The following is an 18,052-nucleotide window of genomic DNA, read 5'->3' on the forward strand; positions in this document are numbered from 1 at the left end:
TTTCACACTTGATTTTGAAATCACTCACGTCCGCCCCTGTTGGATTTCTCATCTCCTCAATCTAATTCGCGCCTCTGATCGGTACTTTGCTTGATTGTGCGACCAGCACAAAGCTTGAAGATTTTTAGAAGAATGATCTCCTCCAGCCCATTGCGGATTGATGTGATCAACTTGAAGACCGTATGTGTTGCCACAGATTTTTCCGGTGAGTTTGTCCTTGTACTGACAGCACTTATCGCGATTTAAAATAAAGCGTCGTGTTTTTAGCGTGAGGGTTTTATTCGTTTTACCGACAGCATTCACAGTTGGAAGCGTCTCTTCCAACAAAATATTCCCCGTAGACGATTCCACCAAAGAGTCTCTCTGCCGCTTATACACCTTAGAAGCGAAGGACTTCCCATCTAAGTACTGCCCCGCCAATATTTCTATAACGTGCGCCCACGAGTGATCTCCATTGACCGTCTGCAACTGATGGGCGGCTTGATCACGGCAACTCTTGAGCATTTCAAACTGCTCCCTTGAAAGTGTAATTGAGAGGTGAACTGAGTCGTCTTTCTGAACACGCGTCTTCTCTGGCTCCTTCAAATCTATATCCAGAGCCATGGAAACCACCTTTTGCGTTTGTCCAACATCGAGCCCCGCAATAGCCTCAACAACAGCAATCTTATCCTCAGAAGAAATACTCTCTCCGCCAGTCTGTTTCGCCTTCTCTTTAATCGCCCGAGAAAACTCACCCACTTGCGAAAGATTAATCGTCCCATCCTGAATCTTATCACCTAACTGAGGAACCACCCTCATCATGCGGGCAGCCTCAAGCCTCCGAACGGCAGCGCTGCCTGAATATCGCAACTCTTTGGTGAGGTAATCGTACATCGAGGAAAACCCACGCTCTGAATAAACTTTGCGCACATCAAACTCGTTGATATGCTCCAACACCAGGTGCAGCAAAGCTCGTTCTTTACGAACAAGAGATTTCAAATTGCATTCAAGATCACGATCCGAAATCGACGCAAACTTTTCCATCGACCACTCCAATTTAGTTTGCTCAAACAAGATGCAAGATGGGGACTCAAACACACCCCGATCAATTGCAACTCAGCTCAACTCAGGTACGGACTTCGGACAAACTTAGCGCAACAAGCTTCTCACTCCCGATGCGAACCCCAAACCAAACACACAGCAAATTCAAAATTCCCCAATAAAATTCACAACCGCTTCGGTTGCTGGGTGTGTCATTGTCGACGGCGAAACTTCCGAAGAACTGCAGGTTCACAACTCCGTCCGTAAAACAACACGCGTCAGACATTACCTACCGCGCTAAATCGCCCCATTGATTGACCCCCTAACAAACCCTTTTGTAGAGTAACTGCACTTATTTCGTGAGTGAGCTAAACGCTGAAAAGCCTTAGAAAATTTTGGAAATTTCACACTCACGAAAAGAACACCCCGACGCTGTCGGAGTTCAGAACGAAAGGAAATATCCTTGGAAAAAGAAATGAACAAAAACACTGATAAAGCACCTGAGAAAAACGCAACGAACAACTTCGACCAAGAAGCCCTGATTTACCACAGCAAAGGCAAACCAGGAAAAATCGAAGTCATCTCTTCCAAGCCATGTGTCTCTGAAAAAGATCTTTCACTAGCCTACTCTCCGGGTGTAGCAGCGCCTTGTAAAGTGATCGCAAAAGATGCTTCTAAAGTTTACGATTATACTGCCAAGGGCAACTTGGTGGGTGTTATCTCCAACGGTACTGCTGTATTGGGCTTGGGCAACATCGGTCCTCACGCTTCAAAACCCGTGATGGAAGGTAAAGGTATTCTATTCAAACAATTCGCAGGCATCGACGTTTTCGATATCGAAGTGGATGCGAATGACGTAGATACCTTCTGTAACGCGATCAAAACGTTGGAACCAACTTTCGGTGGTATCAACCTAGAAGACATCAAAGCACCAGAGTGCTTCGAAATCGAAGAACGCCTGAAAAAAGAAATGAAAATCCCAGTATTCCATGATGACCAGCATGGAACGGCGATCGTATCAGGAGCAGCACTTTTGAATGCGGTATCGATCACAAACAGAAAAATGGAAAACGTGCGCATCGTAGTAAACGGTGCTGGTGCCTCTGCCAACTCTTGCGCAAAGATTTTCATCTCATTGGGTGCGCGTCGTGAAAACATCATCATGTGTGACTCTCAAGGTGTGATCTACAAAGGCCGCACAAACGGTATGAACAAATACAAAGAATACTTTGCAGCAGAAACTGAAGTTCGCACATTGAGCGAAGCTTTGCGTGGTGCAGACGTATTCGTTGGCCTATCAGTTGCGGGTGCTTTGACTCCTGAGATGCTAAAAGATATGGCGAAAGATCCAATCATCTTTGCGATGGCAAATCCAGAGCCAGAAATCACTCCAGACAAAGCACGCGCGGCTCGCCCGGATGCTATTATCGCTACAGGCCGTTCTGACTATCCGAACCAAGTGAACAACGTACTAGGCTTCCCTTCTATTTTCCGTGGAGCCCTAGACACGCGTTCAACTCAAATCAACGAAGAAATGAAACTCGCTGCTGTTCACGCTCTAGCAAAACTTGCGCGTGAAGAAGTACCAGACCGCGTTTCTGCAACTTACGGTGGTAAGACATTTAAATTCGGCCGTGAGTATTTGATTCCAAAACCATTCGATACGCGTGTACTTCTTTGGGTTGCTCCTGAAGTTGCTAAAGCGGCGATCAAAACAGGCGTTGCTACTCGCACAATCGAAGACTGGGATCATTACCGCGAAACTTTGGAAGCTCTACAAGGACCTTCTAAAGTCTTCATCAGATCTGCAATCAACCGTGTTCATCAAAACGTCCTAGCTAACGGCGGAGAACTGCCACGCATCGTATTCCCAGAGGGCACAAGCACGAAAGTACTTAAAGCCCTTTCAACATTGGTTGAAGAAAAAATCTGCCAACCAATCTTGTTGGGTTACCCTGATCGCGTAAAAGAGAAAATCCAAGCGCTCGATATCCCGGCATTGAACGATGTTCCGGTGATCCATCCAGCGACTTATCCGAAATTTTTCTCTTACGTTGAAAAGCTTTACAACCTAAGACAACGCAAAGGCATCAACATGCGTGAGGCCGAGCGTTTGATGGCTGATCCTAACTACTTCGCAGCGATGATGGTTATGATGGGTGAAGCTGACGGTGTTGTAAATGGTGCTTCTGTGAACTATGCAGACGCTGTAAAACCGATCTTGCAAACTGTGGGTGTCTACCAAAACGGCGTACCAGCAGGTTTGAACTTTATCTTGCTTGAAGATAAATTCTTGGTTCTTGCAGACACGACTGTGAACTTGAATCCAACAGCCGAGCAATGCGCGCAAATCGCACTTCAGGCTGCGAAAATCGTTGAGTACTTCGGTATTGAGCCTAAAGTAGCAATGCTGTCTTACTCAAACTTCACGGCTTCCAACGGCACTCCAAATAAAATGAAGCAAGCGGCAGAACACGTTAGAAAGCTACGCCCAGGCCTGATGGTTGATGGTGACATGCAAGCTGATACGGCTGTGAACCCAGAAATCATGGAAAGACTGTTCCCGTTCTCTGATCTTAAAGGCGGCGCGAACATTTTGATTTTCCCTAATTTGGAGTCTTCAAACATTGCTTACAAATTGATCCAACAAGTTGGCAAGGTGGAAGTGATTGGACCATTCCTAACAGGTGTTCGTAGATCTTGTAACGTTTTGCAAAGAACAACGACTGTGGATGGTATCGTGAATTCCGTTGTATTTACGGCTCTTGAGGCGCAATTCATCAAGGATGTTTTGAAATCTCGCGAAGGCAAAAAATAGTCCCATCTAAGCTCATATTAAATCTATCAAAGCCCGTACCATTAACCGTACGGGCTTTCTTTTGTGTCTAAATATTGCGAAAAATTGTCTTTGACGGCCCGTAGGACGGTGCTAGAATTAAGACAGACCAAGGGAGGGTTCTTAGATTTGAGTCAACAAGCCCATGTCAAAGTTCACGATAGAGCAATTGTCATCGGGGTCGGTTTAAAGACCGAACCACTCACTGAAATCAAAGAAAATCTACTCGAACTGGAAGAGCTCGTCGGCGCCGCAGGTGGCGAAGTCGTTGGCTCCATCATCCAGGTTCTCCCCTCTTGGAATCCCGCGACACTAATTGGATCAGGTAAAGTTGAAGAAGTTGCCGAAATGGTTCGCGACAGCGGTGCCACTATCGTCGTGATGGATCATCAACTTTCCGGAGTCCAACAAAGAAACTTAGCCCAAATAGTAAAAGTCCGCGTGGTTGATCGCAATCAGCTCATCCTGGATATTTTCGCCCAACGTGCACAGACCTTTGAAGGAAAACTTCAAGTGGAGCTTGCACAGTTACTGGATCAAATGCCCCGCATGGTCGGCGCTTGGTTGGAATCACTATCTCGTCAAGGTGGTGGTATCGGAACCCGCGGTCCCGGTGAAACGGCGCTTGAGAACGACCGTCGTCGTATTCGCGAGCGCGTGGCTATTATTAAAGAAAAACTTGAAGGTGTTCGCCGTAATCGCGCGCAGCACAGACAATCTCGCAAACGCCATGAGATTCCGTCATTTGCTTTGATTGGGTATACGAACTCTGGCAAGAGCTCGTTGCTAAACCGCCTGACTGGCGCGCAGGTGATGACGAAAAATCAGGTGTTCGCGACGTTGGATCCTACGACTCGTAAGATCTTCCTAAACGATGGACCTCCGGCTGTTGTGACCGATACGGTGGGATTCATCCGCAAACTTCCTACGCAGTTAATTGAAGCCTTTAAAGCAACACTTGAAGAGTCTGCCGAGGCCGATGTTTTACTTCACGTGGTAGACCTGTCATCGCCAAACATGGAACGTCAAATTGAAGTGGTGGAAGAGCTAATCAAAGAATTCAACTGGGCTGATAAGAAAATCATCCATGTCTTTAATAAAGTGGATGCCGCCCCGGTTGAACGCCAATTCCGCGTTAAACAATATCCACGCGTGTTCGTGAGTGCCCTCACAGGACAAGGCATGGAACAATTGAAAAAGCTGATGGCACAAATGGTGAGCGAAATGCAAACCGACGTGCAGCTGTACTTCCCGCGCGCTGAAGAATACAAAATCTTTGATTTGGGCCGTGAAGCACAAATCTCCAGAAAAGAAACAGCGACTGAGGGAACAGTTTGCTATACGCAACTCACTCCATCGCTGATCAATCGCTGGAAAGACTACATCGTTAAATAGATTCGAGTATACAGCCCACGCCCGACAAAGAGCCTGTCTCAAAAGAGGAAGGCTCGTTTTTTTCTTTAGCGACACGTACAGATACCGATAGGCTTTTTATGCATTATCGCCTGTCCTTTCTATCACTTATGTTAACTTTTGGAATCAGCATCAGCACTCACGCAGCTGAAGCTCCGGCCTGTGTTAACGGAGCGAGCGATAAGAATGTTAAACTTCTCAAGTCCTTCGAAGCCAACCAAGATCCTTTAAAGAAAGCCTTTCTTGCAGAAACAAAGAAAGGCCCTACGCCTGCTTGCGAACCCGCACCAAATGGAGCTGCAAAGCAAGCGGAGGATTTAAAAAAAATCTCCAAAGCATCTAACAATCCACCCGATGATACGGGCATTTGGGATTTAGATGATAAAACAAAAACAGCAGACCAACTTCCCGCTTTGATTAAGCGTGAGTGTATCAACGCGTCCTTGATGCGTGATCCTGGTCAAACTGGTTACGCTTGTACTTCTGGCAAAAAAAGCACTGATCAAAACATCGCAAATTCCTATGGCCAAGTCGGTGGCAAAACTCAGCAGTGCATCACTGCGGATATGGTGAGCTATATCCAGTTCTCAGTGAATAGCGCCATCAAATGCCTATCCCCTGATGTTCCGGTCGACAGCCGCGTGATCTATCAAAAATTCAATAACGAAACGGGCTTTAACTATTCCATCGCTTGGAATGGTGGTGCAGGCATCGGGCAAATGACGAACATCGCAGTTGAGGAAATTGCTGACGGCAATGGACGAGGTCTCATCGAAGGTGTTGCAAACAGCTCTAAGCACTCCTGCCAGGCTTTCAAAGACATTGCTAAGTCAGATCTAAAAAGACGTCCGCGCATTAACAGTGGAAACTATTGTGATTACGTGAGTGCCGGGGACGGATTGGCTCGTAACTTGATGTACGGAATCGCCTACTATCTACACATGCGCGACAGCATCATTCAGCCAAAACTATTCCAAGAAAATAAATCCTTCGCAAGCAACCGCGAAATCGTAAGCGCCCTCACCGCTGTTAGTTATGGTGCTGAAGGCATTAAAAAAGCTCGCGCCCTAGCAGACAAAGCCGCTCTTTATACAAAGAAAAGCAATCCTTGTAAGGGCAAACTCACACCTGAGCAGTGCTACTTAAAAATGATTCAAGGAAATAGCGTTTACCTAAAAGCCATCCGTGGCAAGATGGGTGAAATGTATTGCCTGAAAGACGGCATCGATGCCGCTTCTAAAGCATGTGATTCCAAAAAATCCAGTCTCACTGATAAGCAACTTGGAGCGAATGAATGTGTAAGACCACTTTAATTTTAATGATCGCATTCGCCTCTATTGCCTGGGCCACACCTAAAACCAAATTAGACCTTTTAAGCGACCTAAAAAATCGCCGCGAAAAAGCTGCTAACCTTGATTACAAAGGCACCTCTGAAGAGCTACAAAAAGCCGGCTCAGTTGTGAAATCAGCAGTTGATCACTATAAAAAATTAGCGAACCCAGTGCTCACCGCTCCTGAGGAACAAGTGCTCTTTGTCTCCTACAGCATGGAGCCCGTACTGAAATTAGCGAAAGCCACAAAACCTTCTGCGCAAGATTGCGAAAAAGCGAAGAAGCAGATCAACCTCGAAGACAAAGGAACAAAACCCGAGGATTCCACGGCTTCAGATGAAGCCCAAGAAGCCCTTTCATGGCTTGCTCTCCTTTGTAAATAGCACCCTAGAGCTCCCGCTGTCTCAAATTAAGATCCTCCCCAACTCCTACATAAGATCCTATTTGGAAGTGTTGCCGGATCAAAATGAACGGTTTGTCGTTTGTCAGTTATAATGAACAAACGCGCACGTGTGTGGAGACAAACCGGTATGTTCGGAAGCAGTGATTATCACCTTAATCAAAATCATTTAGGCAAATACGTCTGTCTGAGCGTTTGGGCAGTGAGTATTACGTTTTGCTTTTACTATCTTGCGATGGAAGAAAACCTTACCAAACTTATCGCTCTAGGCTTAATCGCCATCACCGGCATCGCCGGCTCTATGCTTTTTACAGAGAGAAGAAATCTTCAGGCAGTAATTCTGCAAACAGCATTGATGTATGGATCGCTATGCATATTACTCACCATGCCCTACATCGCAAAATTTGCGATCATGATGGTGCTAATTATCGCTCTGAATCCGGTGATTTTTTTGAATCGTATGAAGGTGGAATTCGTCTTCGGAAATTTGATTTTATCACTGATGATTTTAATCACCTATCAACTGACAAAACCAATCAGCAGCGCTCCGATCTTAGAGCAGCTCTTAGATTTCTTTATGAAGTTTATCGTGATCGTGATTGTCTTTGTGCAGGTCTATGGAATGAGACTGATGTTTGAACGCACTCAGTCCCATGATTCGGAATAATTAAACTATTTTTTCAAACGAAGCTCACGACGAGCTTTACCTTCAGCATAGCGACGCTTATCGTCCTCTGTGATCAGCTCTAACCCTGGAATCTCAATCGGCTTACCATTAGCACCCAAAGCTACGAACGTCGTGTAAGCGGACGCTGTATGGAAAGTCTCCCCGGTCTTAGGATCTTCAGCATCCACGCGAACGCCGACTTCCATGGATGTACGAGACGTGAAATTCACACTCGCCTTTAAATTCACAACCCAGCCCTTATAAACTGGCGCCACAAAGTTAATACGATCAATGGATGCCGTAACCACGTCTTTATTAGAGTGACGTTGAGCTGCGATGGCCGCCGCGATATCAATCCACGACATAACAGTTCCCCCGAATACCGAACCAAGGGCATTCGTATGGGAAGGCAGTACTAATTGAGTCATAACTACTTGGGAAACAGAGACGGGCTTGGAGGATTTAGCCATTCAGCGAGCCTTTCAGAGGAGGAAGACCCTTTTGCTTGGTACAAAAAACAAAAGGCACAGCATATTATGCCGTGCCTTTTATACTAAACTCTTATCGAGTTCAGTCAACGCTTTGGGCGTCTATATTAGATGCCACCCATACCGATGTCTGAATTACCATTACGGTTCATTCCGCCACCTGGAAGAGTAGTAGCACCAGCTACAGTCGCAGATCCTGCTGGGATCGTTTGCGTTTGGTTGTTGTTGTAAGCCTGAGCAGTTGTTGCAGATTGATTGTTGCTCTCAGCGCGCACTTCAGTTTCAACGAAACCAAGGTGAGGCAAGCACCATACGATCAATTGTGCACGAGACTTCACATTCATCTTTTTGTAGATGTTTGTAAGGTGAAATTTAACTGTTTTTTCAGTTACAAAAAGCTGGTTCGCAACTTCCTTGTTGGACAAGCCTTTAGACACAAGTTCAGCAACTTCTGCCTCTCTATTTGAAAGACCTTTTTGAATCAGGACATCTCTGAGCATCCTTGCTCCCTCCCGCTAATTGTTTTTTTATTTTTTCTATCTAAACCGTTTGTACTACCCAGGACTCATGTCCAAAAGCAGCACGACCACCTGTAATAAAGTCTGACATAAATTCTGAGATTCGCAATAGCTTTGGACTCTAGTTTTAAAAAACTAGACCGATAATAAAGAAGATTTTACAGGAAAATAGCCCTTAGGAGATATTATGTTTCCCAATACGACCAAATTTTTGATTGTTGACGACTTCTCAACTATGCGAAAAATCATCAAAAAGGTTCTAAACGAACTTGGCTACACTAACGTCGAGGAAGCCGACGACGGTAAAACAGCCCTACCGATGATTCAAGCCGCTCACGACGCGGGTAAGCCATACGAGTTTATTATCTCCGACTGGAATATGCCTGGCATGCAAGGTATCGACCTTTTGAAGGCCTGCAAGGCGGACCCTCGCTTCAAATCTACTCCATTCATGCTGGTAACAGCGGAATCCGAGCAAAAACACATTCTAGAAGCTGCTAAAGCTGGCGTTTCAGACTATGTGGTTAAGCCGTTCAATTCCCAGACTCTTAAAGGGAAAATGGAACGCGTTTGGGCTAAACACTCAACTACTAAAGCAGCTTAATCATAGGCATTGGAGAAAAATATGTCTGCGGCACCGAAAGTGGATGCTTTAAATCCACTCTTTGACAAACGACTGATCAATGCCTTTGTCGATGGGGTTATTAAGACCCTTAAAACGATGGCACAAACTAACGCAACTCCGGGTAAACCATTTATCGAGCCTTCTTTTGTCCTTAAGGGCGAAATTGCCGGCATGGTAGGTATGGTGGCACCCCCTCTTAAGGGCACTCTTTTGATTTCTTACGGCAAAGATTCCATTTTCCATATTTTGGAGAATATGCTGGGAGAGAAATACACAGAGATCGATAAAGAGGTTCAAGACGCTGTTGGTGAAATGACTAATATGATTTACGGGTCCGCTAAAACGACTCTAAATCAAATGGGTTATAACTTCGAAATGGCTATTCCTACTGTAATCTCTGGTAACTTTAATATCACTCAGGCAGATAAAGGTGCGACTTTGGTCATCCCTTTTAATTTGCCCAACAACTCTACGTTCTACGTGGAGATCACGGTGCAATAATGGCTGCTAGCCCGGGAAAGACTGTTGATGTGATCATTGGGAGCCCCCAACCGGGCTTCCTGGAAACCATCAAAACAGTCTTGAAGGGCTACTATCCATATATCTTGCAGCAGTTCAAAAGCGTCGACGAAATCATCGATGCGACTTCCAACGCAGAATTCAAACCTATCTTAGCACTGATCGATGGCGAAGGCGGAACGAACACCACCAACGAGTGGGTTCAAACCACCAAGATGAATTATCCTGATTGCCATTTGATCGTACTCCACTCCTCAGCTCCCCTAGATTTTAACGTGGTTAAAAAGAACGGCGCTGACGAAGTCATGCATATCAACTTTGACCGTGAGTTTATCTCCGACATGGTCTTACAACTGGCACCGATCGAACTTGAAGGCGAAAACATTCCGATCACTGCCTTAATGCCCGTTGATTTGCGCGACATGGAGCCTAACATCACTTTGAATTTCGACGTCTACGTTCACTTACCAGCCAATCACCGCTCGGTGATTTTGCGCCACAATGGGGATGTGATCGAAGAACGCCACGTTGAGAAGTTTAAAACTTTGCGCCAGCAAATGTACGTTAAAAAAACTCAGATGAAGCAATTCTTTGAGTTTGCCAGAACCATCATGAGCATGCGCAACCTGCCCTTCCCGATTTCGATGACTGAAAAGTTTCATCGCTCTAAAAAGAACATCTACGAGTTCATGCAGCAGTTCTTAAATGCCGCTTCGGGTGACTACTCGATGGGTAAAGCCATCTTGGATAAGTGCAAAACGATCATCGGCGAGCTAGAACTCAATAAAACTTTGAATCAGACCGAGCTTTACGACGAAGTTTGCCGTTATACAGGTAATACTCGCTCGTACTATCATGATTGCTTGTGTGTATCGGCTTACGCGGCTTACTTCGCACAGCTTTTAGATTGGCCTGAGGAGAAACGCGAATCCGCTGCGATCGCAGGATTGCTTCATAACATTGGTCTGTCGCAAGCAAACTTTGCTGCCACAGAGGTCGACATCGCTAAGCTTTCCGCAGAACAAGCCCACGATTATAAGTACTATCCTGAGCGCTCCGTAAACATGGTGAAAGCTAAGAAAGTCCCAATCAATCAGGATATCCAAGACGGCATCATGCAACACCGTGAAAACCAACGTGGCACAGGCTTCCCAAAAGGTCTTCCCGCTGAAGACATCACGGCCTTTGGTAAATTGCTTTATATCGCTTATTCATTCCATGAGGCGACAGCTCTTAGAGACGGTATTGCTGCCTCGGCTCCACAAGTCGCTATGAATGCCATGAAAGAGGACGCCGTTTCTGGTGGCGCCCTTTATGATCTAGTGATGATCAGTACAATCGCTAAAAAATTTAAACCTTAATACTAAACACGCCGCTCCCCTAAAAGGCGCCTGGCACTTTTTAGGAACGCTTTGCATTGGTCTCAGGGAAACAACTGAGTCGCGATGACTTTGTAATAGTCTTTGGGTTGTTCGTTAGGAATTCCCTGGGCAACATCCAGGCGGTCTTGCTCAACGTTCATGATCTTCATATTAGATCCGTACATCTGACCTGCCATGGTGTAATAGACATTCACGAACTGAAAATTACCCGCAGAATCCTGACCGACGAAAACAAAGATATTTTTAAAAGAGGTTTTCTCCGCCAAATAGTAAATCGGCGATGCGATCTTTGTGCCCGAGGTGTCCTCTAGCTTTTTATAAAGATCTTCCCAACCATTCACCATCTGCTTAACGGCCCACGGGAAAGCATTATCTCCGCCCGCACTTAAAACTTTCACTCCGGTAAAATTGATTCTGGAAAAATCAGCTTGGGAAGCCGGGATTGCCAATGCTGTCTGAGATAAAACAAAGACAAGAAGGCCCATCAGAAACTTCATACTACTCCCCCTCTTCTTCCATATTCATATCAAACTGCATATCTTCCATCGAGCCCAAGGTGATTAAAGCACGTAGTTCGACTTTGCCCTCTTGCCAATTGATTTGATTCAAAACGGAGCTCGCGTAAGCCATGCCCTCGTAGGCATAAGACAACACAAAAAATGTTCCAATGATCCAACGAATCTTTGGACGAGTGGGACGAGGCTTGAATTGCACCACGCGAGTCTCAGCCACCCAGTCCGACAAATGCGTGCGATCGTATCTGAAAAAGGCCAAGGCATAGATCGCCCAGGAAAAGAAAAATGTCAGACGACTGGTCAACGGGCGCAGAATACACTGCGAGTATTCCAAAGGCTGCGTGGGATCGTGATTAGGAACGACCTTTAAGCCCAACAACCATTTCCCCGGCGTCGCTTGCGCTACCATCAAAGAAACCGCCTCATACAAAGCCGGCACCATAAACAGCATAAAAAGCTGGAATAATGAAACATAGATATCTGTATCACTGGTATAAACCTGATAAAACAAAGTCGCAAAAGGCACATAGCAAACTAACAGGAAGATCTGATCAATCCCCTGAGCGATAAAGCGTTTCCATGTACTGGCGACATAAAATTCGTTCATGACAAAATTCCTAATTGCTAATGCAGATACTTTTCTAACCACTTGACAGCTTGTGCGCGATCCTTCAATTGCCCCTCAAGCTGCAAGTTATAAGCTTCTTGCAAACATTGACCGATGGCCGGGCCTTGAAGTTTTCCCTTTAAGTCTTCGCCAGACAAAAATGGTTTCGGCAATTCTTCACCGAATGACTTAAACGTCGTTAAAACCGCCAAAATAAGATCTTGATGAAGACCTTCTTTCATCAAAACTTCCAGCGCCCATAGTTTTCCAGGTTTTTGCAAAAGCTGTAGCTGAAATCCTAGGCGCTGACTTAAAAACGCTTCCGGATTTTGCCACAAATTCCAAGCATCCTCGATGCCTCGGCGCTCTTTGGTCGATAGACGTAGTAAGTCTAAACTCTTTTGCAAATCCGAGTCTTGGGCTTTACGCAAAAACAGACTCAAATTTTGCCAAATCTCACAACCTGAATAAGCCGTCCACTCCACATCGGGACCGCGCCATGGGAAAAGAGCCTCTTGCAAATTAGTTTCCTGCAAAATTCTTAAACCCAGAGGGACATTTTTGGCTTTTAAAAGTTTACCCATTTCATCGCGCAAGCGCTCACCACTGACAGTTTTTACCATCGCGGAAAGCTCTTTCATCGCAGCCAGCGTAGCGGGCTCGACAGCAAAATCCAATTGTGCTGCAAAACGAGCCCCTCGCAACAAGCGCAGATGATCCTCAGTGAAGCGTTTCTTAGCATCACCGACCGTGCGCAAAAGTTGTTTTTTTAGATCTTCTTGGCCTTTAACGAAATCCAGAATTTGATGATTTTCAAGATCATAGAAAAGCGCGTTCACGGTAAAATCACGGCGTTCCGCATCTTCTTCGGGCGAGGAAAACTCGACATTGTCAGGGCGACGGCCGTCTTGATAGACGCCATCATTACGGAAAGTCGCGACCTCGATATCAGCTCCGCCGATCAAAACCCGCATCACCCCGAAAACTTTACCCACATTGATGGTTTTTTCGAACAATCCCTCGATTTGATCTGGGGTCGCATTGGTAGCGATATCCAAATCATTGGCTTTGACGCCCAAAAGAGCGTCTCGCACACATCCTCCGGCTAAAAAGGCCTTATAGCCATTTTCAGTCAATCTGTGATAGATTGCCTCGACTGCGGGCCAATGGGGATGAGATTGCAAAATCGGACGAACTTGATCCATGGCTATAAGTGTACGAAAAAACCCAGCAAAAGAAAGAATTTGTTCGCGTGACGCCTCAGGAGATAAAACCTCTATTGGATCCATTCCTTGCCGACTTGGGAGTCTCCCATTTTGGCTGGGCTCCCTTGGCGAATCCGTTGAGTTTTGATTTCTATCGCAGTTGGATCGCAGAGGGTCTTCACGGCGAGATGAATTATCTGGCAGAGCACGCGCCGATCAAAGAAAATCCGCAAAGCAAATGGGCTCGCGCTGAAAGTGCATTGGTATTTGCCATGCCTTATTATCCTCACCCCGAAAAAATGGCGAACTTTCCGCTTAAAGAAGCTCGCGTCAGTATGTACGCGCAAGGCATGGATTATCACTTCTGGTTCAAACAGCGCATGCAGAAGCTTTGTGAAGAGCTCACTAAGATATTTCCCGATCAAGAGTTCATGGCGTTCACTGACAGCTCCCCTTTGCTTGAGCGCGACCTCGCAAAAAAAGCAGCGTTAGGCTGGGTCGGAAAAAACACCTGTGTGATCAACCCCAAAAAAGGCAGCTTGTTTTTCATCGGCGAGATCGTGACTTCATTGAAAATCACCAGCGAAGTAGCTCCCCTGCCTGATTTCTGCGGAACTTGCACGCGCTGTATGGATGCTTGTCCTACAGGTGCCTTGGTAGAGCCGCGAAAAATGGATGCACGCAAATGCATTTCGTATCTGACGATTGAATCCCGACAAATCCCTGAGGAGTCTTTGCGCGAAAAAATTGGTGATTGGTTTTTCGGCTGTGATATTTGCCAAACCGTCTGCCCTTGGAACCAGAAAGTTTTCAAAGGCCAACTGTCTGTGGAAAAAAGCCTCTCACTGACGGATGATAAACTCAGCGCCTTGCAAGAAGAACTGCGCTACATCCTGGTGAGCTCCGGAAAAAAATTAACCAAAGATTTCTTCGGCACACCCCTCGCCCGCGCGGGATCTTTTGGTTTAAAAAGAAATGCCATGATCGTTGCGGCAAACCGCAAAATAAAAGGGCTTCAACCTGAAATTGAAGCCCTGAAAGAGCATGAAAAATTGGGTGATCTGGCCCAGTGGAGCTTACGCCAACTACAGTCCTAGTTTGCGTAGCAAATCATCGATCTCGTTTTGCTTAAGTTTTTGTTTGCCCGGATCGTTATCATCTTTGCCCGTACCAACACTGGCCGCGACATCATCAGAGAACTTACCTGAAACCCAACGTAAACGCTCAATGAAGGCTTGAGGAATGCTGGTCTTTAAAGCGGACAAAGGCTCATCGATACGATCCAAAAGTGTGCTTAAAGTCTCAGAACCATCTAACAAAGTGGCTACGCACACATCAAACAGGTTTTCATTTCCTTTGATTTGCGAAGCCTTGTATCCGACAGCTTTGCAGAGGGCGGTATAGTCAGAAATCAAATGAACCGCGTGATCTTGGGGCGCTGACATAGCTAAGCTTTTCGCTCCCCCCATAATACGATCCACGCCGTTTCCATAATCTGCCAATTTCTGCACTTGCGAGAAATCGCCTTCAATACCTTCGAGAAGATCTATCAGATCTTCAATCAAGGTCTTTGACTCGTTCACAAAATCTTTTACAATTTCTTTATCAATGGACATCGTTTTTAAACGATAGCAATCGGAAGGTTTGGAAGCAATGGATTATGTCTCAATACGCGTAAGCACTCTCCGTGGAGACCAAAAAATTGATTTCAACGCGTATATCAAAATCAACGACAAGATGATCCTCTACCTTCGTCGTGGTGATAGTTTTGAAGGCGACCGCCTAAAGCGCATGAAAGAAAAGCAACTTCGCAAAATGTACATCCTGACCACAGAAGAACAGATGTACCGCAACTATCTGGATCGCAATCTAGAGATGGCGTACGACAATAACTCCGGCAAGGATTTCCAAACTCGTGTGGAAGTCATCCAAGGTGCCCAACAATCCAACGCCGAAGAAGTTTTCGAAAATCCAGAGAGCGAAGAGTCGTACAACTACGCAAAAGATGCGGCTGGTAAGTACGTAAGCTTCGTGATGTCGAATCAGCAATCGGTTTCATCGATCATGCATTTGGAAAATACCGATAAAAACCTTGCCCATCACGGTGTGACGGTCTCTACCCTTGCGATTGCACTCGCACAAAAATTGGGAATGAATGATCTTAAAAAAACTCAGATGCTAACTCTGGGCTCTTTGCTGCATGATTACGGTCATTACCTATCTGGCATGAATGTAAATCAGAAAGTTTCAGCAATGAATCCCGCAGATAAACTTCTGTGGTGGAAGCATCCTTCTGAGGGCGCTGCTAAAGTGCGCGATAAAAAGCACTTTGATCAGGCTGTGATCAACATCATCGCTCAACACGAAGAGCTCACAGATGGCTCTGGCCCTCTGGGTATGCGCGAAAAAGACATTGATCCATTGGCTATGATTGTGTGCTCTGCAAATGCGATTGATCGTTTGATCACATTCGAAGGAGTGCCTAAAGCCGAAGCAGCTAAGAAATTAATGCTTGAACGCGTGGGACAACATCCCCTGCAACACATTCAATTCCTCAGCGAGATCATGAAGGGCATCTAAACTGACATCCCGTCACATCTGCATATTTTAGGTTCCCATCAGCCCCTGATGGGAGTATTGCTAAAACATGCAGAGATCAGAAATCAAATTTCATCTTCACAAATTGATTGAACGACTTCAGTACAAGGAATCTCTGCGCTTGATTCCTTTCTTGATCGCAAGCTTTGTTGCGGCAGGCGTTTCTATCCTTTACACCAAGATTTTTTTCTTTGCCGAAGAACTCTCTCTGAAGGTTCTACATGAATTTCACTGGTCGATTTCTTTCTTTGTTACAATCAGTACGATTTTCTTAAGCTGGTATATTCCCTTCAGATTAGCTCCTCAGGCCAGTGGCAGTGGCATTCCACAGATGTTGATCGCGAACGAACTGGATCCCGCAACGGACAGCAAAATCATTCGCTCACTGATTGGGATTCGCGTGATTCTAACCAAAATTCTCGCATCCATCGTTTGCGTGCTAGGTGGCGGAGCCGTGGGACAAGAGGGACCGACTCTGCAAATCGCGTCCGGTATCTTTTATCGCATCGGCGATCTATCTACGCGCTGGATTCAACAGGTGTCTACCCGTTCGTTTATTCTTGCCGGTGGGGCTTCGGGCTTAGCGGCAGCATTCAATACTCCGCTGGGTGGTATTGCCTATGCGCTGGAAGAACTCAGCAAAGACTATTTCAACAACTTTAAGACCTATGTGATTTGGTCCGTGATCGTAACGGGTTTACTGGTTCAAACAGTCATGGGTGGATATCTGTATTTTGGTTTCCCAAGTATTCAATCCATCAGCGTTCAGAGTTACGTCTATATTGCTCTGCTAGCGATTATCACGGGCATCTGCGGGGCTCTTTTCGGCAGACTCCTTTACCAAGTTACACAACTCCGCAAACAGATTAAAAATTTCAGAAAGCTTATTGCTATAAATCTGGCCTGCGGTCTTTTATTTTGGATCTGCATCTATTTCTGGAATGATCACACCGTCGGCGGTGGTAAAAGTTTGATTTTGAATCTGATGTTTAAGGATGCCTGGGCGTCGCCATCAGATATGCTAGCCAGAACTGTGGGTCCCCTTTTGATGTCCTTGGCTGGCGTTGCCGGTGGCTTATTCGCTCCCACTTTGGCTATTGGGGCTACGATGGGTTCGTTGTTTTCAGATATCGCCTGGACTCACAATCATCATCTGCTGATTTTATGCGGAATGATTGGATTCCTTACAGGGTTCATGAAGACGCCTTTTACGGCATTTATACTTATATTCGAGATGACGGACCGTCACTCCTCCCTCTTCCCTATGATGTTGAGTGCAGCTATTGCCGCCAGTGTCTCTCATATGGTAAGTCAGCATTCATTCTATGACTTAGTGAAAGAGGATTTCTTTCATCAGAAAAAATCTGAAAGTCCGATCGATTAGGAAAATCTATGGATAACGAAGCTCGCCTGACAAATTTAGAAATCAAAATCTCTCACCAAGATCAGGTGATCGAAGAGCTTCATCAGGTTATTTATGATCAGCAAAAAGTAATCGATAAGATGGAAACCGCTTTATTGCAGATGGCGAAGCGATTTGAAGAAGCCCTCGGTGACGAGGGCTCTGAGATCCGCGGCAACGAAAAGCCACCGCACTACTAACACTTGCTACTAGCTGCTTTTAGCTTGCTTGAAGCGTGCTTTAAGATTGATAGCCGTCAAACGAAGCTCTTCGTCCAAAACAACATCAAACAATTTTTGCGCAGAAACTTTATACAAGCCTGCCAATTTCCACAAAATGGAGATTGGTGGAGAAGAAACTCCGCGTTCCCAGTTAGAAACGAATTGTGCAGTTTCATAACCAAGCACTGTCGAAACTTCTTTTTGAGACAAGCCAGATTTCATACGACAGTCTTTTAGAAAAGCTGCTAATTTAGATTCTTGTGTAGCCATTTATTAATTCCTCCGAAAACGTACCGAGTCCAAAA

At 45.6% G+C, this 18,052-nt stretch carries 20 protein-coding genes; 12 read left to right on the forward strand and 8 right to left on the reverse strand.

What is annotated here, in order from left to right:
* Positions 1 to 48 precede the first annotated feature (48 nt).
* Positions 49 to 1,023, reverse strand: a complete 975-nt coding sequence (locus tag ACLVWP_RS10400; RefSeq protein WP_413557178.1) for an HNH endonuclease — start codon at positions 1,021 to 1,023, stop codon at positions 49 to 51.
* Between the two features lie 472 nt (positions 1,024 to 1,495).
* Here ACLVWP_RS10400 and ACLVWP_RS10405 point away from each other — a divergent pair, with 472 nt between their 5' ends.
* The 5 genes from ACLVWP_RS10405 to ACLVWP_RS10425 all read left to right on the forward strand — a co-directional run bounded on the left by ACLVWP_RS10405 (position 1,496) and on the right by ACLVWP_RS10425 (position 7,667).
* Entirely contained in the window at positions 1,496 to 3,838 is a 2,343-nt protein-coding gene (locus ACLVWP_RS10405) for an NADP-dependent malic enzyme (protein ID WP_413557179.1), read from the forward strand.
* 147 nt (positions 3,839 to 3,985) lie between these two features.
* Entirely contained in the window at positions 3,986 to 5,251 is a 1,266-nt protein-coding gene (gene hflX, locus ACLVWP_RS10410) for a GTPase HflX (RefSeq protein ID WP_413557180.1), read from the forward strand.
* A gap of 128 nt (positions 5,252 to 5,379) precedes the next feature.
* Positions 5,380 to 6,582, forward strand: a complete 1,203-nt coding sequence (locus tag ACLVWP_RS10415; RefSeq protein ID WP_413557181.1) for a hypothetical protein — start codon at positions 5,380 to 5,382, stop codon at positions 6,580 to 6,582.
* Positions 6,564 to 6,983, forward strand: coding sequence for a hypothetical protein (locus ACLVWP_RS10420; RefSeq protein ID WP_413557182.1), 420 nt, complete (start codon positions 6,564 to 6,566; stop codon positions 6,981 to 6,983). Before ACLVWP_RS10415 ends, ACLVWP_RS10420 begins: the two co-directional genes overlap by 19 nt.
* 219 nt (positions 6,984 to 7,202) lie before the next feature.
* Positions 7,203 to 7,667, forward strand: a complete 465-nt coding sequence (locus tag ACLVWP_RS10425) for a hypothetical protein (RefSeq protein ID WP_413557183.1) — start codon at positions 7,203 to 7,205, stop codon at positions 7,665 to 7,667.
* Between the two features lie 5 nt (positions 7,668 to 7,672).
* Here ACLVWP_RS10425 and ACLVWP_RS10430 read toward each other — a convergent pair whose 3' ends face one another.
* Together ACLVWP_RS10430 and ACLVWP_RS10435 are read right to left on the reverse strand one after the other, a co-directional pair.
* On the reverse strand, positions 7,673 to 8,137 hold the full coding sequence (locus tag ACLVWP_RS10430; protein WP_413557184.1) for an acyl-CoA thioesterase: 465 nt from the start codon (positions 8,135 to 8,137) through the stop codon (positions 7,673 to 7,675).
* A 125-nt stretch (positions 8,138 to 8,262) separates the two neighbouring features.
* Positions 8,263 to 8,655: a helix-turn-helix domain-containing protein gene (locus ACLVWP_RS10435; protein WP_413557185.1), complete on the reverse strand. Its 393-nt coding sequence runs from the start codon at positions 8,653 to 8,655 to the stop codon at positions 8,263 to 8,265.
* 205 nt (positions 8,656 to 8,860) lie between these two features.
* On the opposite strand from ACLVWP_RS10435, the gene ACLVWP_RS10440 reads away from it, so the two are divergent.
* The 3 genes from ACLVWP_RS10440 to ACLVWP_RS10450 are packed head-to-tail and all read left to right on the forward strand — an operon-like array spanning position 8,861 to position 11,178.
* Positions 8,861 to 9,277 (forward strand): response regulator, encoded by a 417-nt coding sequence (locus ACLVWP_RS10440; protein WP_413557186.1) that lies wholly within the window; start codon positions 8,861 to 8,863, stop codon positions 9,275 to 9,277.
* A 21-nt stretch (positions 9,278 to 9,298) separates the two neighbouring features.
* The gene (locus tag ACLVWP_RS10445) at positions 9,299 to 9,799 is read left to right on the forward strand and encodes a chemotaxis protein CheX (RefSeq protein WP_413557187.1); all 501 of its coding nucleotides are present in this window, start codon (positions 9,299 to 9,301) and stop codon (positions 9,797 to 9,799) included.
* The gene (locus tag ACLVWP_RS10450) at positions 9,799 to 11,178 is read left to right on the forward strand and encodes an HD-GYP domain-containing protein (RefSeq protein WP_413557188.1); all 1,380 of its coding nucleotides are present in this window, start codon (positions 9,799 to 9,801) and stop codon (positions 11,176 to 11,178) included. Before ACLVWP_RS10445 ends, ACLVWP_RS10450 begins: the two co-directional genes overlap by 1 nt.
* Positions 11,179 to 11,240: 62 nt before the next feature.
* Here the strand turns inward: ACLVWP_RS10450 and ACLVWP_RS10455 are convergent, their stop codons facing one another.
* Genes ACLVWP_RS10455 through ACLVWP_RS10465 form a run of 3 tightly spaced genes read right to left on the reverse strand, consistent with a single transcriptional unit; the run spans position 11,241 to position 13,526 of the window.
* Positions 11,241 to 11,696: a hypothetical protein gene (locus ACLVWP_RS10455; RefSeq protein ID WP_413557189.1), complete on the reverse strand. Its 456-nt coding sequence runs from the start codon at positions 11,694 to 11,696 to the stop codon at positions 11,241 to 11,243.
* A gap of 1 nt (position 11,697) precedes the next feature.
* Positions 11,698 to 12,321, reverse strand: a complete 624-nt coding sequence (locus ACLVWP_RS10460) for an RDD family protein (RefSeq protein ID WP_413557190.1) — start codon at positions 12,319 to 12,321, stop codon at positions 11,698 to 11,700.
* Positions 12,322 to 12,338: 17 nt separating this feature from the next.
* On the reverse strand, positions 12,339 to 13,526 hold the full coding sequence (locus ACLVWP_RS10465; protein WP_413557191.1) for a CCA tRNA nucleotidyltransferase: 1,188 nt from the start codon (positions 13,524 to 13,526) through the stop codon (positions 12,339 to 12,341).
* An 8-nt stretch (positions 13,527 to 13,534) separates the two neighbouring features.
* Here ACLVWP_RS10465 and queG point away from each other — a divergent pair, with 8 nt between their 5' ends.
* Positions 13,535 to 14,623 carry a tRNA epoxyqueuosine(34) reductase QueG gene (queG, locus tag ACLVWP_RS10470; RefSeq protein ID WP_413557192.1) on the forward strand — a complete coding sequence of 363 codons (1,089 nt, stop codon included), beginning with the start codon at positions 13,535 to 13,537 and terminating at the stop codon, positions 14,621 to 14,623.
* Here the strand turns inward: queG and ACLVWP_RS10475 are convergent.
* Entirely contained in the window at positions 14,612 to 15,142 is a 531-nt protein-coding gene (locus tag ACLVWP_RS10475; RefSeq protein ID WP_413557193.1) for a hypothetical protein, read from the reverse strand. The two genes, queG and ACLVWP_RS10475, sit on opposite strands and share 12 nt — an antisense overlap.
* Before the next feature lie 37 nt (positions 15,143 to 15,179).
* Between ACLVWP_RS10475 and ACLVWP_RS10480 the strand changes: the two genes are divergently transcribed.
* From ACLVWP_RS10480 to ACLVWP_RS10490, 3 genes are all read left to right on the forward strand, one after another.
* The gene (locus tag ACLVWP_RS10480) at positions 15,180 to 16,106 is read left to right on the forward strand and encodes an HD-GYP domain-containing protein (RefSeq protein WP_413557194.1); all 927 of its coding nucleotides are present in this window, start codon (positions 15,180 to 15,182) and stop codon (positions 16,104 to 16,106) included.
* Positions 16,107 to 16,173: 67 nt separating this feature from the next.
* A complete protein-coding gene (locus tag ACLVWP_RS10485; RefSeq protein WP_413557195.1) occupies positions 16,174 to 17,508 on the forward strand; it encodes a chloride channel protein in 1,335 nt (444 codons plus the stop codon).
* Between the two features lie 8 nt (positions 17,509 to 17,516).
* Positions 17,517 to 17,726 (forward strand): SlyX family protein, encoded by a 210-nt coding sequence (locus ACLVWP_RS10490; RefSeq protein ID WP_413557196.1) that lies wholly within the window; start codon positions 17,517 to 17,519, stop codon positions 17,724 to 17,726.
* Positions 17,727 to 17,735: 9 nt separating this feature from the next.
* Here ACLVWP_RS10490 and ACLVWP_RS10495 read toward each other — a convergent pair whose 3' ends face one another.
* Positions 17,736 to 18,017: a helix-turn-helix domain-containing protein gene (locus ACLVWP_RS10495; RefSeq protein ID WP_413557197.1), complete on the reverse strand. Its 282-nt coding sequence runs from the start codon at positions 18,015 to 18,017 to the stop codon at positions 17,736 to 17,738.
* Between the last annotated feature and the right edge of the window lie 35 nt (positions 18,018 to 18,052).

This window comes from Bdellovibrio sp. HCB209 (genome assembly GCF_047306065.1).
GTDB lineage: Bacteria > Bdellovibrionota > Bdellovibrionia > Bdellovibrionales > Bdellovibrionaceae > Bdellovibrio.

What these genes read in the sequence shown, in the direction of transcription:
- ACLVWP_RS10440 (WP_413557186.1), top strand. Translation starts at nt 8,861, where the DNA reads ATGTTTCCCAATACGACCAAATTTTTGATTGTTGACGACTTCTCAACT.
- ACLVWP_RS10455 (WP_413557189.1), bottom strand. Translation starts at nt 11,696, where the DNA reads ATGAAGTTTCTGATGGGCCTTCTTGTCTTTGTTTTATCTCAGACAGCA.
- ACLVWP_RS10400 (WP_413557178.1), bottom strand. Translation starts at nt 1,023, where the DNA reads ATGGAAAAGTTTGCGTCGATTTCGGATCGTGATCTTGAATGCAATTTG.
- ACLVWP_RS10465 (WP_413557191.1), bottom strand. Translation starts at nt 13,526, where the DNA reads ATGGATCAAGTTCGTCCGATTTTGCAATCTCATCCCCATTGGCCCGCA.
- ACLVWP_RS10415 (WP_413557181.1), top strand. Translation starts at nt 5,380, where the DNA reads ATGTTAACTTTTGGAATCAGCATCAGCACTCACGCAGCTGAAGCTCCG.
- ACLVWP_RS10430 (WP_413557184.1), bottom strand. Translation starts at nt 8,137, where the DNA reads ATGGCTAAATCCTCCAAGCCCGTCTCTGTTTCCCAAGTAGTTATGACT.
- ACLVWP_RS10480 (WP_413557194.1), top strand. Translation starts at nt 15,180, where the DNA reads ATGGATTATGTCTCAATACGCGTAAGCACTCTCCGTGGAGACCAAAAA.
- ACLVWP_RS10420 (WP_413557182.1), top strand. Translation starts at nt 6,564, where the DNA reads ATGTGTAAGACCACTTTAATTTTAATGATCGCATTCGCCTCTATTGCC.
- ACLVWP_RS10485 (WP_413557195.1), top strand. Translation starts at nt 16,174, where the DNA reads ATGCAGAGATCAGAAATCAAATTTCATCTTCACAAATTGATTGAACGA.
- ACLVWP_RS10495 (WP_413557197.1), bottom strand. Translation starts at nt 18,017, where the DNA reads ATGGCTACACAAGAATCTAAATTAGCAGCTTTTCTAAAAGACTGTCGT.
- ACLVWP_RS10435 (WP_413557185.1), bottom strand. Translation starts at nt 8,655, where the DNA reads ATGCTCAGAGATGTCCTGATTCAAAAAGGTCTTTCAAATAGAGAGGCA.
- ACLVWP_RS10450 (WP_413557188.1), top strand. Translation starts at nt 9,799, where the DNA reads ATGGCTGCTAGCCCGGGAAAGACTGTTGATGTGATCATTGGGAGCCCC.
- ACLVWP_RS10460 (WP_413557190.1), bottom strand. Translation starts at nt 12,321, where the DNA reads ATGAACGAATTTTATGTCGCCAGTACATGGAAACGCTTTATCGCTCAG.
- ACLVWP_RS10445 (WP_413557187.1), top strand. Translation starts at nt 9,299, where the DNA reads ATGTCTGCGGCACCGAAAGTGGATGCTTTAAATCCACTCTTTGACAAA.
- ACLVWP_RS10475 (WP_413557193.1), bottom strand. Translation starts at nt 15,142, where the DNA reads ATGTCCATTGATAAAGAAATTGTAAAAGATTTTGTGAACGAGTCAAAG.
- ACLVWP_RS10490 (WP_413557196.1), top strand. Translation starts at nt 17,517, where the DNA reads ATGGATAACGAAGCTCGCCTGACAAATTTAGAAATCAAAATCTCTCAC.
- ACLVWP_RS10405 (WP_413557179.1), top strand. Translation starts at nt 1,496, where the DNA reads ATGAACAAAAACACTGATAAAGCACCTGAGAAAAACGCAACGAACAAC.